This is a genomic window from Kitasatospora cheerisanensis KCTC 2395, assembly GCF_000696185.1.
Taxonomy (GTDB): domain Bacteria; phylum Actinomycetota; class Actinomycetes; order Streptomycetales; family Streptomycetaceae; genus Kitasatospora; species Kitasatospora cheerisanensis.
In genome coordinates, this window is sequence record NZ_KK853997.1 from 691,624 (window position 1) to 705,065 (window position 13,442).

Annotated in this window: 14 protein-coding genes and 1 pseudogene; 9 read left to right on the forward strand and 6 right to left on the reverse strand. The window is 75.3% G+C overall.

Annotation, left to right across the window (positions count from 1 at the left end; translation table 11 throughout):
* Nucleotides 1-104: 104 nt before the first annotated feature.
* The 4 genes from KCH_RS03020 to KCH_RS03035 form a co-directional block, all read right to left on the reverse strand.
* Nucleotides 105-4,007, reverse strand: coding sequence for a HAMP domain-containing protein (locus KCH_RS03020; RefSeq protein ID WP_035858676.1), 3,903 nt, complete (start codon nt 4,005-4,007; stop codon nt 105-107).
* Nucleotides 4,008-4,106: 99 nt separating this feature from the next.
* The gene (locus KCH_RS42205; RefSeq protein WP_244305116.1) at nt 4,107-4,661 is read right to left on the reverse strand and encodes an ATP-binding protein; all 555 of its coding nucleotides are present in this window, start codon (nt 4,659-4,661) and stop codon (nt 4,107-4,109) included.
* Entirely contained in the window at nt 4,661-5,077 is a 417-nt protein-coding gene (locus KCH_RS03030; protein WP_063750105.1) for an STAS domain-containing protein, read from the reverse strand. Before KCH_RS03030 ends, KCH_RS42205 begins: the two co-directional genes overlap by 1 nt.
* 81 nt (nt 5,078-5,158) lie before the next feature.
* Complete coding sequence (locus tag KCH_RS03035) at nt 5,159-6,115, reverse strand: SigB/SigF/SigG family RNA polymerase sigma factor (protein WP_244305118.1); 957 nt, start codon at nt 6,113-6,115, stop codon at nt 5,159-5,161.
* 341 nt (nt 6,116-6,456) lie between these two features.
* On the opposite strand from KCH_RS03035, the gene KCH_RS03040 reads away from it, so the two are divergent.
* The gene (locus KCH_RS03040) at nt 6,457-6,780 is read left to right on the forward strand and encodes a hypothetical protein (RefSeq protein ID WP_035858677.1); all 324 of its coding nucleotides are present in this window, start codon (nt 6,457-6,459) and stop codon (nt 6,778-6,780) included.
* 282 nt (nt 6,781-7,062) lie between these two features.
* Here the strand turns inward: KCH_RS03040 and KCH_RS03045 are convergent, their stop codons facing one another.
* Entirely contained in the window at nt 7,063-8,331 is a 1,269-nt protein-coding gene (locus KCH_RS03045; protein WP_244305119.1) for a TIM44-like domain-containing protein, read from the reverse strand.
* 241 nt (nt 8,332-8,572) lie between these two features.
* Here KCH_RS03045 and KCH_RS03050 point away from each other — a divergent pair, with 241 nt between their 5' ends.
* On the forward strand, nt 8,573-9,073 hold the full coding sequence (locus KCH_RS03050; RefSeq protein WP_035870589.1) for a cupin domain-containing protein: 501 nt from the start codon (nt 8,573-8,575) through the stop codon (nt 9,071-9,073).
* Nucleotides 9,074-9,134: 61 nt separating this feature from the next.
* On the opposite strand, the gene KCH_RS03055 is transcribed toward KCH_RS03050, so the two are convergent.
* On the reverse strand, nt 9,135-10,025 hold the full coding sequence (locus KCH_RS03055; RefSeq protein ID WP_208865911.1) for an ROK family protein: 891 nt from the start codon (nt 10,023-10,025) through the stop codon (nt 9,135-9,137).
* Here KCH_RS03055 and KCH_RS03060 point away from each other — a divergent pair.
* The 7 genes and pseudogenes from KCH_RS03060 (at nt 9,982) to KCH_RS03090 (ending at nt 13,061) form a co-directional block, all read left to right on the forward strand.
* Nucleotides 9,982-10,515, forward strand: coding sequence for an HAD family hydrolase (locus KCH_RS03060; protein WP_208865912.1), 534 nt, complete (start codon nt 9,982-9,984; stop codon nt 10,513-10,515). The two genes, KCH_RS03055 and KCH_RS03060, sit on opposite strands and share 44 nt — an antisense overlap.
* Nucleotides 10,516-10,669: 154 nt before the next feature.
* Nucleotides 10,670-11,125, forward strand: coding sequence for a hypothetical protein (locus KCH_RS42210; protein ID WP_035858682.1), 456 nt, complete (start codon nt 10,670-10,672; stop codon nt 11,123-11,125).
* A complete protein-coding gene (locus KCH_RS42215; protein WP_051652683.1) occupies nt 11,122-11,403 on the forward strand; it encodes a monovalent cation/H+ antiporter complex subunit F in 282 nt (93 codons plus the stop codon). Before KCH_RS42210 ends, KCH_RS42215 begins: the two co-directional genes overlap by 4 nt.
* A complete protein-coding gene (locus tag KCH_RS43860; RefSeq protein WP_035858685.1) occupies nt 11,400-11,696 on the forward strand; it encodes a cation:proton antiporter in 297 nt (98 codons plus the stop codon). Before KCH_RS42215 ends, KCH_RS43860 begins: the two co-directional genes overlap by 4 nt.
* Nucleotides 11,693-11,983, forward strand: coding sequence for a Na(+)/H(+) antiporter subunit B (locus KCH_RS43865; RefSeq protein ID WP_051652684.1), 291 nt, complete (start codon nt 11,693-11,695; stop codon nt 11,981-11,983). Before KCH_RS43860 ends, KCH_RS43865 begins: the two co-directional genes overlap by 4 nt.
* Nucleotides 11,980-12,716 (forward strand): annotated as a pseudogene (locus tag KCH_RS03085) (MnhB domain-containing protein). Before KCH_RS43865 ends, KCH_RS03085 begins: the two are co-directional and overlap by 4 nt.
* Nucleotides 12,717-13,061, forward strand: coding sequence for a sodium:proton antiporter (locus tag KCH_RS03090; RefSeq protein ID WP_035858687.1), 345 nt, complete (start codon nt 12,717-12,719; stop codon nt 13,059-13,061).
* Nucleotides 13,062-13,442: the final 381 nt, after the last annotated feature.

Consider the following 13,442-nt stretch of genomic DNA (forward strand, 5'->3'; position numbering starts at 1 on the left):
CGCGCAGGTCCTCGGTCTCCTCCTGGGCGTGGCGCAGCCGCAGGGCGAGCAGCCGGCGCGGGTCGGTCCCCGTCCGGTGCGGCTCGCGGGGCTTCGACACGGCGTCAACTCTCCAGCCAGTGAAGGACGGTGGTGATCAGGTGGGTGGTGTCGACGGGCTTGGTGAGGTGGTCGTCGGCGCCGGCGGCGAGGCTGCGGGCGCGGTCGTCGGGCAGGGCCTTCGCGGTGACGGCGATGATCGGCACGTTCGCGTGTTCGGCGCTCTCGCGGATCGCGGCGGTGGCGGCGTAGCCGTCGAGTTCGGGCATCATCAGGTCCATCAGGACCAGGTCGGTCTCGGGGTGGGCGCGCAGCAGGGCGAGTCCGGTGCGGCCGTTGGCGGCGTGCAGGGCGGTGGCGCCCTCGCGTTCGAGGGCGGCGCTGAGCGCGTACACGTTGCGGGAGTCGTCGTCGACGACGAGCACGGTGCGGCCGGCCAGCCGGCCCGCGCGGTCGGAGGGCGCGGCGGCGGGGGCGGGTTCGTCGGCGGGCGGGCCGGCGGCCTTGCCGACGCGTTCGCGCAGTTCGTCGAGGCCGGTGGTGATCTCCAGCCGGTCGCCGTCCGGGAGCGGGGCGTCGGGGGTGGTGGTGTGGCCTATCACCGGGACCGGCGCGGGCCGGCGTTCGAGGGCGGCGAGCAGGGTGCGGGCGCCGTCCTGGGGCAGCGCGAGGTCGAGGACGATCAGCCGGGGCGGGCGGCGGTCGAGGGCGGCGAGGGCGCTGTCGGGGTCGGCGGCGCTGTCCACGGTGGTGTCGCGGTCGGCGACGGCGCTGCGGGCGAGCACGGTGAGCAGCCCGGGCGGGTCGGGTTCGACCACCAGGATGCGGCGTTCGGCGGCTTCGGCGGGCTCGGCGGCCTCGGCGGGGGCCGGGGCGGGCAGCAGCAGGGTGAAGCAACTGCCTTCGCCCGGCACCGATTCGGCGCTCACCGCGCCGCCCAGCAGGCGGGCCAGTTCGCGGCTGATGGACAGTCCGAGGCCGGTGCCGCCGTACTTGCGGCTGGTGGTGCCGTCGGCCTGCTGGAACGCGCCGAAGATGGACTCCAGGTGGTCCGCGCCGATGCCGATGCCGGAGTCCTGGACGCGGAACGCGACGGCGGCCGACTCCCGCTGCCCGGTGGGCAGTTCGCCGGGCCGGGCGGCCTCGACGGTGAGTTCGACGAAGCCGCGGTCGGTGAACTTGACGGCGTTGGAGAGCAGGTTGCGCAGGATCTGCCGCAGCCGGGCCTGGTCGGTGCGCAGCTCCTCGGGCGCGCCGGGCGCGGTGCCGATCCGGAACTCCAGGTTCTTCTCGGCGGCCAGCGGCCGGAAGGTGGTGTCGACGTAGTCGAGCAGTTCGCGCAGCGGGAACGGCTCCACGGTGACGTCGAGCTTGCCGGCCTCGACCTTCGACAGGTCGAGGATGTCGTTGATGAGCTGGAGCAGGTCGGAGCCGGCCGAGCGGATCACCTCCGCGTACTCGACCTGCTTGCCCGTCAGGTTGCCCTCGGGGTTCTGCGCGAGCAGCTGGGCGAGGATCAGCAGGCTGTTCAGCGGGGTGCGCAGTTCGTGGCTCATGTTCGCCAGGAACTCCGACTTGTACATCGAGGCGGACGTCAACTGGCGGGCGCGTTCCTCCAGTTCGCGGCGGGCCTGTTCGATCTGCAGGTTCTTCGCCTCGATGTCGCGGTTCTGCGCGGCCAGCAGCTCGGCCTTCTCGCCGAGTTCCGCGTTGGAGCGCCGCAGCTCCTCCTGGCCGTCGACCAACTGCTCGGAGCGGGCCTGGAGTTCGGCGGTCAGCCGCTGCGACTCCTGGAGCAGTTCGTCGGTCCGGGCGTTGGCCAGCAGGGTGGCCAGGGTGGTGCCGATGTCCTGGGCGAGGCGCTCCAGGAAGTCCCGGTGCAGGTCGGTGAAGTGGTGCAGGGTGGCGACCTCGACCACGCCGAGCAGCCGGTCCTCCATGGCGATCGGCTGGATCAGCAGTTCCCGGGGCGGCCCGGAGCCCAGCCCGGAGCGGATCTCGGCGTAGCCGGGCGGCAGTTCGGTGATCGCGATCGGCCGGCGGCTGCGCCCGGCCTGGCCGATCAGCGACTCGCCGAGGCCGAAGCGGCGCGGCGCGCCGGCCTCCGGGTGTCCGTAGCCGGCGGCCCGGACCAGGGCCGGCCGGTCGGGGCCGTCGCCGCCGCCGTCGTCGGGCTGCTCGGCGGGGCCGCCGCCGGGGCGGTTCTCGGCGGGGCCGGACTCGGCGAGGTAGCAGGTGCCGTACTGGGCGCCGAGCAGCGGGCAGAGCTCGTCCATCAGCAGCTCGGCGACGGCGGCGGGCTCGCGGCGGCCCTGGATCATGCCGGTGAGCCTGGCCAGGTGGGTCTTCAGCCAGTCCTGCTCGCGGTTGGCCCGGGTGGTCTCGCGCAGCGACTCCACCATCACGTTGACGTTGTCCTTCAGGTCGGCGACCTCGCCGGACGCGTCCACGGTGACCGACCGGGTCAGGTCGCCGGCGGTGACGGCGCTGGTGACCTCGCCGATCGCCCGGACCTGCCGGGTCAGGTTCCCGGCCAGCTCGTTGACGTTCTCGGTGAGCCGCTTCCAGGTGCCGGAGACGCCCTCCACCTCGGCCTGCCCGCCGAGCCGGCCCTCGGTGCCGACCTCCCGGGCCACCCGGGTCACCTCGGCGGCGAACGAACTCAGCTGCTCCACCATGGTGTTGACGGTGTTCTTCAGCTCCAGGATCTCGCCCCGGGCGTCCACGTCGATCTTGCGGGTCAGGTCGCCGCGGGCCACCGCCGTGGTGACCTGCGCGATGTTGCGGACCTGGCTGGTCAGGTTGTGCGCCATGAAGTTGACGCTGTCGGTGAGGTCCTTCCAGGTGCCGGCCACGTTCGGCAGCCGGGCCTGGCCGCCCAGGGTGCCGTCGGTGCCGACCTCCCGGGCCACCCGGGTCACCTCCGCCGCGAACGCCGACAGGGTGTCCACCATGGCGTTCAACGCGCCCACCAGTTCGGCGACTTCGCCCGCCGCCTCGACGGTGACCCGGCGCGACAGGTCGCCGCGCGCCACCGCGGTCGCCACCTGCGCCATCGAGCGGACCTGCCCGGTCAGGTTGGCCGCCATCACGTTCACGTTGTCGGTCAGGTCGCGCCACGTCCCCGACACGCCCCGCACGTCGGCCTGCCCGCCGAGGGCGCCCTCGGTGCCGACCTCCCGGGCCACCCTGGTCACCTCGCCGGCGAACGAACTCAGCTGCTCCACCATGGTGTTGACGGTGCTCTTCAGCTCCAGGATCTCGCCGCGCGCCACCACGTCGGTCTTCCGGGTCAGGTCGCCGCGCGCCACCGCCGTCGCGACCTGCGCGATCGAGCGGACCTGCGCGGTCAGGTTGCCCGCCATGAAGTTCACGCTGTCGGTCAGGTCGCGCCACGTTCCCGACACGCCCCGCACGTCGGCCTGCCCGCCGAGGATGCCCTCGGTGCCGACCTCGCGGGCCACCCGGGTCACCTCGGCGGCGAATGAACTCAGCTGCTCCACCATGGTGTTGACGGTGTTCTTCAGCTCCAGGATCTCGCCCTGCGCGTCCACCGCGATGGTCCGGGTCAGGTCGCCGCGGGCCACCGCCGTGGTCACCTGCGCGATGTTGCGGACCTGCGCGGTCAGGTTGCCCGCCATGGCGTTCACCGAGTCCGCCAGCTCCCGCCACGCGCCGACCGCCTGCGGCACCTCGGCCTGGCCGCCGAGCATGCCCTCGGTGCCGACCTCCCGGGCCACCCTGGTCACCTCGGCGTTCAGCCGGGACAGCCGCTCCGCCATGTCGTTGTAGACGCCGGAGATCTCGCCCAGCACCCCGGGCGCGTCCGGCAGCCGCAGCGACAGGTCGCCGTCGCGCACGGCGGTGAGTCCGGCCAGCAGCCGGCGCAGCGCGACGCCGTCGGGTTCGGCGTGCTGCTGCGCGGGCCGCTCGGGTTCCGGCGCCTTCGGGTCGGGTGTGCTGTCCACGTGGCCACCACCTCGGGTCCGGTCGACGGGGCCGGGGCCGACGGGCGGGTCGGGCCCGGGCGTTCACGGTGGGTCCTCTCCACTGTGGCACCCTCCCGGTCAGGGTTCCGCCGGAGGGCGCAGCGTCTCCAGCCACACCCGCTTGCCGCCGCCGGGCACCGGATCGCTGCCCCAGGCGGCGGCGAGCCGGTCGACCACCCGCAGGCCGTGGCCGCCCGGCCGGGCCGGCGTGTGCGCGGCGCGCAGCACCGGCAGCCGGTCGTCCCGGTCGCGGACCGCGATCCGCAACAGCGGTCCGCAGCAGGTCAGTTCCAGCGCGTAGGGGCCGCTCGCGTGCTGGCAGGCATTGGTGACGAGTTCGCTGGCCATCAGCAGGACGTCCTCGGCGGCGGCCCGGCCGTCGGCGTCCCGGGCCGGCAGCCAGCCCCAGGCCAGCAGGGCGAGGCGGGTGAACTCGCGGCTGCGGGCGACGGCCCCGGGCGCGGTGTCCAGCGCGAGGCTGCGCCGCTCGGTGCGGTCCTCCCCCCGGTCCTCGGCGCGGTCGTCCCCGGCCCGGTGGCGGTCCTCGGCGCGGTCCTGGCCGGATCCGTGGCTCTCGGCGCGGTCGTCGGTGCGGTCGCTCTCGGTGCGGTCCTCGGCGGCGGGACGGTTCATCAGTGCTCCTCGTACCCGTCGCCGTACCCGTCCGTCCTGTCCAGCAGCCCTTGGGCGTCCGCGGCGAGCGCGTCCGCGACGGTCGGGCGGACGACCAGGACCTCGTCCGCGCCGGTGATCTCCAGCATGCGGACCACCACCGAGCCGGGGGCGGCCAGCAGCAGCGGGATGCCGGCCCGCCGGGCGGCGACGTTGGCGCGCAGCAGCAGGTTGAGCCCGGTGGAGTCGCAGAAGTCCAGGCCGCCGCAGTCGACCACGAGCCGGGCCGGCGGGTCGGCGACGGCCCGCTCCAGGGCGTCCCGGAGCGGGCCGACGCTGTCGTGGTCGAGTTCGCCCTCGGGCCGCACCACCAGCGCACCGGGGGGACGGTGCAGAGCGACGGTGAGCGGGACACCGGTGGCAGGCTGTGCGTCCACGGTCCGAACACCTCCTGCCGTACGGCGTTGGTCCTCCACCCTCGGGTGGCTCGCCCGCGCGGCTACCCGGCGGGAGCGGACTCAATCAGCGTCCGGGACGGGCCGCCCGTCGCCCTCGATCTGCTCGCGCAGCCGGGTCAGGGTGGCGGCGAGGATCCGCGAGACGTGCATCTGGGAGACGCCGATCTCGCTCGCGATCTCGCTCTGGGTGAGTCCGCCCCAGAACCGCAGCAGCAGCACGGTGCGTTCGCGCTCCGGCAGTTCGGCGAGGAACGGGCGGGCCACCACCCGCAGTTCGGCGAGTTCGAGCTCGGGGTCGCAGGTGCCCAGCCGGTTGATCAGGGCGCTGCCGGTGTCCTCGGAGTCCTCGTCGCGCAGCGAGTCCAGCGAGTCGCAGCGGCACAGCCGTCCGGCGTCCAGCCCTTCGGCGGCCTCGGCCTCGGTGAGGTGCAGTTCCTCGGCGAGTTCGGCGGTGTCGGGCAGCCGGCCCAGGTCCTGTTCGAGCCGGTCGGAGGCGCGGGCGGCGGCCAGGTAGCGCTCCTGGACGCTGCGCGGGACCCGCAGCGGCCACGAGGTGTCGCGGAAGAACCGCTTGATCTCGCCGGAGATGGTCGGGATCGCGTACGTCACGAACTCGACGCCGCGGTCCGGGTCGAACCCGTCGACGGCCTTGATCAGGCCGATGGTGCCGACCTGCAGGATGTCGTCGAGCTCCTCGGGGCGGTGCCGGAACCGCGCGGCGACGAACCGCACCAGCGGCATGTTGAGTTCGATGACGGTGCCGCGCACGTAGCTGTACGTCGATCCCTCGCGCGGCAGTCGGCGCAGCCGGCGGAACAGGGCGTCGCTGATCTCGCGGGCCTCGAACTTGCCCATGGCGCGCATCTCGCGCCGGGTCGGCCGGTACATCGGGTCGATGTCGCGGGCGGCCGCGGCGCGGGACCGCGCGGTGCGCTCCTCGTCGTGGGGGTCGGGTGCGTGCTGAGGTCCGCCGGTCCCGTTGCGGGACGGCGGTCGGCGGTGGGTCGTGGTGGTCACGGGGAGTCATCTCCCGGGGACGGCGTGGGCCCGTCGCGACGCTCCGGCGAAGGACGGCTCGCCGCACGCCGGGGCACTGGGCCCGGACGGGGGCGGCCGCCGCGCGGAGCGGCGGTGGGACGGGCGGAGAACCGTGGTGCCCGGCTTCTTCAGGCGGACGGCTCCCGGCACGCAGCTCGCATGCCGTGGCTGGCGACCTTGCGGGTCGGACCACACCGGGCGCGGTGCACTCGGCGTGACGTCCCACTCGTACCCGATCGGCTGCGGTTGAATCCGATTCGCCCCGGTCGATCCGGGTATGCGAGCGCGTGACCCCGTACGGCGACGAGAGGAGAGCGGTCATGCCTGCCGGTTCGAGCCCCAAGCGGGAGCGCCAGTACGAGCACATCAAGGAGAGCCAGCTGGAGCGCGGCGCCAGCAAGAAGCGCGCCGAGGAGATCGCCGCCCGCACCGTCAACAAGGAACGCGCCCGGCACGGCGAGAGCCGCACCGCGTCCCGCAGTTCGCTGAAGGACGTCTCCTCCGGGCACCGCGGCGGCAAGCGCTCGCACAGCGGCTCGCAGGGCCCGACCTACGACCAGCTGTACAACGAGGCCCGCCAGCGCAACATCAAGGGCCGCTCGAAGATGAACAAGCACCAGCTGGAGAACGCCCTGGGACGGTGAGAGCGATGACGATGACGGTTCCGACCCCCTTCGACCCGGACGTGCGGCCGCCCGAGCCCCGGACAGCCCGCCCCGGCCCACCGACCCGCCGGGCCCCTCGGCCCCTCCCCGCTGCCGCCGGACCCGGACCCGCCGCTCTCGCCGCCCGTCCCCCACGACCCGCAGCCGCCGTCGCCGCGGCCCCGGTCCCGGGCCGCCCCGAACGACCCGAACCGCCCGCCCGGGCGGCCGGACCCGGAACCGACCCCGCAGCCGGCCACTCCGCCGCCCGGCGGGTAGCCCTTACTCCACGTTCGCGGCGGTCACGGTCCACGCCTCGGCCGACGCCTCGTCCATCCGGAGATCGAACGTGAGGGCGATCGGCCGGCGGACGCGGGCGTCGCCGCGGAGCACCTGCTCGGTGCGCCGGTCGACCTCGTAGTAGACGCCCTCCGCGTCGGCCGAGACGCGGAAGACGATCGGCTCGCGCGAGACCAGCGAGCGCACCGTGACCGCCTTGACGACGGCCTCGCGCATGACGGTCCGGTTGATCGTGCGCACGGGCGTGAAGTCGAGGCTGCCGTCGTTCATCACCCACTCCTCGAGGAACCGCTCGACGGCGACCTCCAGGACCGCCCGGTCGAACCGGCCGTCCAGCACGCTCAGGTCGCCGGCGGCGGTGTCGGCGTCCGTGCTCCACGAGATGTTGGTGAGCGACAGGACGTCGCTCACGCCCCGCACCGCGGTCTTCCCGGCCACCTCCAGCACCGCCTCGCGGGCGACCTCCTTCTGGTCCCAGCCGTCCGTCTCGATGGCGCTGGTCAGGTGGTGCGCGCCCTCGGCCGCCTGCTCGATCGACGAGACGATCCACTCCCCGGCCTGGTTCTTGCGCAGCGTCCAGTACTCCACCGGGCGCGTCGAACCGTCCTTGCGCACCGCGTCCGAGCCGTAGCTGCGGCGCACGTAGTCGTTGAGCGTCGCGGTGATCCGGAACGTGACGGTGTCGTTGACCTCGCCGGCGCGGTTCGCCACGTCGACCAGCTCGACCTCCGGGCCGGAGACGATCTCCACCACGTTGACCTCGCCGCGCGACTCGTAGTCCCGCAGCTCCTCGCCCCACTTGCCGTACAGCACCGGGGACAGGATCTGCTGCAAGGTGCCGTGGTCGTGCTGCGTCCACGCCTGCTGGGCGGTCCGGTACAGCCACACCGCCCGCTGCTCCAGCGCGGCCCGGTCGAAGGTCGCGTCGGTTTCGGCGATCGCGTCCACCCGCGCCCCGACCTGGGCGGCCCGCTCGCGCGCCTGCTCGTCCGAGCGGTGCGCCGTACGGTCCGACACCGTGTTCAGGCCGGCCGACTGCTGCGCCTTCCGCTTCCGCCGCCGGAGCCACAGGAACACCAGGACGACGATCACGAGCACCAGCAGCGGGAAGAACCCACCGCCACCGCCGCCCGCGACGAACCCGTAGCCGAAGCCCCCGCCGGTCGTGTGGAAGCCGCCGCCACCGCCACCGCCGCCCCCACCCCCGCCGTTGAACCCGTGGCTACCGCCCCCGCCACGCGCGTACGCCACCGCCGGGCTGCTCAGCGCAGCGGCTCCGGCGACCACAGTTATCCACCGACGGGTGCGCACTCGGCTCCCCCTTCAAGAATTCAGAGCTGCTCCCTGCGAGCCTACAAGCCGGGCCACCGCGGACCGCACCCGCCGGGAGACGCGGTGCCCGGGGCCCGGTCGCCGCCCCGGGAATTGACCCCGAACACCTGGGCGGAATTGACCTGAACCACGGGCCACTCCGGGCCATAGGCTCGTGATCATGACTACCGAGAGCGTGCACCTGCCCGCGATGCTGACCCGCCGTGCCGAGGCCGAGACCTGTGCCGACCCGAGCAGTGTGATGACCCTGCTCGGCGAGTCGGACGCCGCGCCGGGCGGCTTCACCAGCTACCGGTCCAGCTTCGCCGCCGGGGCGCCGGGGGCTCCGGCGCACTTCCACACGAAGGCGACGGAGCTGTTCTTCGTGCTCGGCGGCTCGCTGCGGGTGCTGGTGGACGACCTGGTCACCGTCCTGCACGAGGGCGACTTCCTGGCGGTGCCGCCGCGCACCCCGCACGCCTTCGCGGCGGCGCCCGACTCGGAGGCGGACGTCCTGTTCGTCTTCACCCCCGGCCTGGGCCGGTTCGACTACCTGCGGCTGCTCGGCCGGGTGATGCGCGGCGAGGCCGACCCGAAGGAGATCGCCGAGTCCGCTGAGCGCTTCGACAACCACTACGTCGACAGCCCCGTCTGGCGCGCCGCCCTCGACGCCTCCGCCTGACCCGGCCGCGCGGCGGCGGACGGGCCTGCCTGCCGGGGTGCTCCTCCGGACCGGCGGGGCGTCAGGGGATCAGCGAGTCCTCCGCGCTCTCCAGGGCGAGGCGGACGGCGCCGACGGCGGCGGACTCGTTGCGCAGCGGGGAGCGGTGCAGGGCGGGCGGGGAGAGCGTGATGTGCCGCAGGCGGGTGCGGAGTTCGTCGACGAGGTCCGGGTGGCGCTCGACGACGCCGCCGCCGATCACGAGGGCGTCGGGGTCGAGCAGGTGGGTGAGGGCCGCGAGGCCCGCGCCGATCCGGCGGACGGCGGTGGCGCGGGAGTCGGGATCGGTGAGGTCGGCGTCGAGCAGCCGCTGTTCGAGCCAGCCGGGCCGGGCCGGCCCGGTGCGCGGATCGCCGGGGACGTCCGCGGGGGCGAGGTACCCGAGTTCGCCCGCCGCTCCCCCGGCGCCCCGGTGGAGCCGGCCGCGGATGAGCAGGCCGGCGCCGACCCGTGAGCCCCAGTGGACGTAGGCCACGGTGTCGAGGCCGCGGGCCGCGCCGTGGTGGTGCTCGCCGAGTACGGCGAGGTTGGCGTCGTTCTCCACCAGGACGGGGCAGCCGGGGTGGGCGGCGAGGAGGTCGGCGCGGAGCCCGGCGACCGGCCACGGGCCGCGCTCGGGGAGCGGGGCGGTGACGAGGCCGGGCGCGCCGACCGCGACGGCGCGCAGGCTGCCGGAGCCGGGCAGTCCGGCCAGCAGTTCGGCGAGGCGGTCGCACACCTCGCGGGCGGCCCGAGGGGCGGTCATGCCGTGGTCGTCCAGCCGCCAGCGGCCGACCACGGCGCCCTGGAGGTCGGCCAGCAGGACCACCAGGCGGGTCGGCCCGACGTCGATGCCGGCGACGTGCCCGGCCTCCGCCCGGAACCGGACCGTGCGCGCGGGCCGGCCGGGCCACTTCGCGGCGCTGTCCGACACCCTGGCCCCGCTCGGCATCGAGGTCGGCTGGAGCTGGTACCTGACCCACACCGGCACCTCGACCCCGGAGACCATCGGCGACGCCCTCCGTCGGCACGGCGTCACCCCCGTCGAGCCGGTGGACGCCCTGGTGGCCGTCTGCGAGGAGCGGTACCTCGACCACCTCGCGGAGGTCCGCGAGATCCCCCGGGTCGCCGACCTGGCCCGCTCGCTGGCCGGACGCCTGCCGCTCGCCGTCGCCTCCGGCGGCATGCGCCGCACCGTGCAGGCCACCATGGCGCACCTGGGCCTCACCGGTCTGTTCAGCTGCACCGTCACCCGCGACGACGTCGCCGAGGGCAAACCCGCACCGGAGATCTTCCTGCTCGCCGCGGAGCGCCTGGGCGTCGACCCCGCCCGCTGCCTGGTGCTGGAGGACAGCGACTCCGGTCTCCTCGCCGCCCACCGCGCCGGGATGGCCGCCGTCGACATCCGCACCGACGCCTTCTGACCCGGCCCGCCGCCCGGCCGGGGCGGGTGAGGAGCGGCCCCGGCTGCGCCGACCGGGTGGCGCCGGGCGGGCGGCGGCGCGGAGCGCGGAGGGCCGGTCCGGGCGGGGCTAGCGTCCTGCGCGGGCGGAACAGGCGGACCCGTGGGAGCGGCGGATGCGGTGGTGGACGGCGGTGGCGGAGACGGCGCTGTGGTGGGCCGGGCTGTGCGGCCTGTACACCGTGCTGATCTCCACCGTTGACGCCCTGGAACTGCTGGTCGGGGCGCTCGCCGCGCTGCTCGGAGCCCTGGCCGCCCGCCCGGCCCGGCTCGCCTCCGGCGCCCGGGCGGGCGGCGCGGCGGGCCTGTGGCCCGCCATGCGGCGCTGGCCCCCGGCGGTGCTCGTCGACACCTGGCGGCTCGCCGTGCTCACCCTCCGACCGTCCCGCGCCCGCCCGGCCTTCCGCGACCTGCTGCTGCCCGAACGCACCGGCCCCGCCTGGGCGTTGGCGCTCTACTCGGCCACCCCGGGCGGCTACGCGGTGTCCGCCGACCCGGCCCGGGTGCACGTCCTGACTCCCGGACCCGGGCTGCTGGAACGGGCCCTGACGACCCGCCGGGTGACCGGGTGAACGCCTGGCTGGCCGCCGCGGCCGTGGACACCGCCGTCCTCGCGCCCTGCCTGTGGCGGTGCGCCCTCGGCCCGCCCGAGGAGCGGCTGGCGGCGGTCGCGCTGGCCGGGCCGGTGGTGACGGTGCTGTTCCTGCTGCTCTCGCAGGGGCTGTCGCGGCCCTCGTACGGGGATCTGGCGCTGGTGCTGGCGGTGCTCGCGCCGGCCGGGACGCTGGTCTTCACCCGGCTGCTGGCCGGCGAGCCGCACGGGGACGCCGCCGACGAGGGCACCGGATGACGGGCCGTCACGCGGTCGCGCTGGTGCTGCTGTCCGCCGGGAGCGCGGCGCTGCTGCTCGCGGGGGCGGCGTTCGCCCGCCTGCCCGGGCGCTACCTGCGGCTGCACGCTCTGTCGGCGGCGACCACCCTCGGCGCGCCGCTGACGGCCGCCGCGCTGGCGGTGGAGACCGGGCCGGGGCGGGCCGCGCTGAAGCTGCTGCTGATCGGCGGCCTGGTCCTCGCGGCGGGCCCGGTGACCACCATGGCGATCGGGCGGCTGACCGCCCGTCAAGGCCGGGAGCAGCCGCGGTGACCGCCCTGATCGCCGTCGCGCTGCTGCTGACCGCCGCGTTCGCCACCCTCGCGGCGCTGACCCGTGACCCGGCCCGCCAGGCGATCGTGCTCTCCGGGCTCGGCCTCGCGCTGGCCTTCCTGTTCACCACCCTCCAGGCCCCGGACGTCGCCCTGTCGCAGCTCGGCGTGGGCACCGCCGTCACCCCCCTGCTGATCCTCCTGACGGTCCGCAAGGTGCGCCGCCCCCGGGCCGGCGACGAGCCCGACCGGCCCGCCCCGCCCGACCGGCGCCGGGAGCGGCGGTGAGGCCCGGCACCCGGCTGGTGCTGTTCGCCCCGGCGGCGGCCGGCCTCGCGCTGGCGTTCGGCGCGGCCGCGCTGCGCCTGCCGGCCTTCGGCGGCGACCAACACCCGTACGGGGCGCGGGCGGTGACGGCGGCGCTGGCGCACCGGACGGCGAACGCGGTGTCGTCGGTCAACTTCGACCAGCGGGCCTTCGACACGCTCGGCGAGGAGTCGATCCTGTTCGCGTCGGTGCTGGCCGCGACGCTGCTGCTGCGCCTGGCGCGGGACGAGCGGCGGCGGCGGCCGGGCCGGCGCGGGTGCTGCCGAGCACCCGGCTGCTGGGGGCGGCGCTGCTGCCGTTCACGCTGCTGACCGGCGTGTACCTGGTGGCGCACGGGGCGCTGAGCCCGGGCGGCGGGTTCCAGGGCGGGGTGGTGCTGGCGACCGGCCTGCACGTGGCGTACGTGGCGGCGGACTACCGGGCCCTGCGGCGGGTGCGTCCGCTGGCGGTGCTGGACGTGGCGGACGCGGTCGCGGCGGGCTCGTTCGCGGCGCTGGGGCTGGCCGGCCTGGCGGCGGGCGGGGCGTACCTGCAGAACGTGCTGCCGTGGGGGACGTTCAACACGCTGGCGTCCTCGGGCCTGGTGGCGGTGGTGAACGCGGCGGTCGGCGTGGAGGTGGCGTCCGGGGTGGTCGTGCTGCTGGCGCACTTCCTGGAGCAGGCCGTGGAGACGGCGGAGCGGGACGGGGGCTGAATGGGCGTCATGGCGTACCTGGCGGCGGGCTGGATCCTGCTGGTGGGCTGCTACGGGCTGGTGACCAGCCGGAACCTGATCCACGCGGTGGGCTGCCTGGCGGTGTGCCAGTCGTCCACGTACGTGCTGCTGCTGGCGGTCGGCTACCGCTCGGGCGCGACCGCGCCGGTCTTCGCGGACCTGCCGACGGACGCGCCGGTGGTCGATCCGGTGGTGCAGGCGCTGGCGCTCACGGACGTGGTGGTGGGCGCGACGGTGACGGCGCTGCTGCTGGCGCTGGTGATCCAGCTGCGCAAGCGGCACGGCACCGTCGACCCGCAGCGCCTGACCGGGCTGCGGGGCTGACGGGGTGCCGGGGCCGCCGCGCTGCTGCCGCTGTCCGTCGCGGTGCCGCTGCTGGGAGCGGCACTGCTGGCCGTCGCCGGGCGGTGGCTGCCGCGCACGGCGCGGGACGCGCTGGCCGGGTGCTGCGCGCTGGCGCAGGTACTGTGCCTGGTGGCGCTGTGGGTGCGCACCGGTGACGGGGTGTCGGTGTCCTGGCTCGGCGGGTGGCGTCCGGTGGGCGGCTCGTCGGTGGGCATCGTGCTGGCCGCCGACCGGATCGGGGTGCTGCTGGCGCTGGTCGCGGCGGTGCTGGTGCTGGCGGTGGTCGGCTACTCCTGGCGGTACTTCGAGGAGCCGGCCGGGCGGAAGGGCGGCGTGTACCCGGCGCTGCTGCTGCTGTTC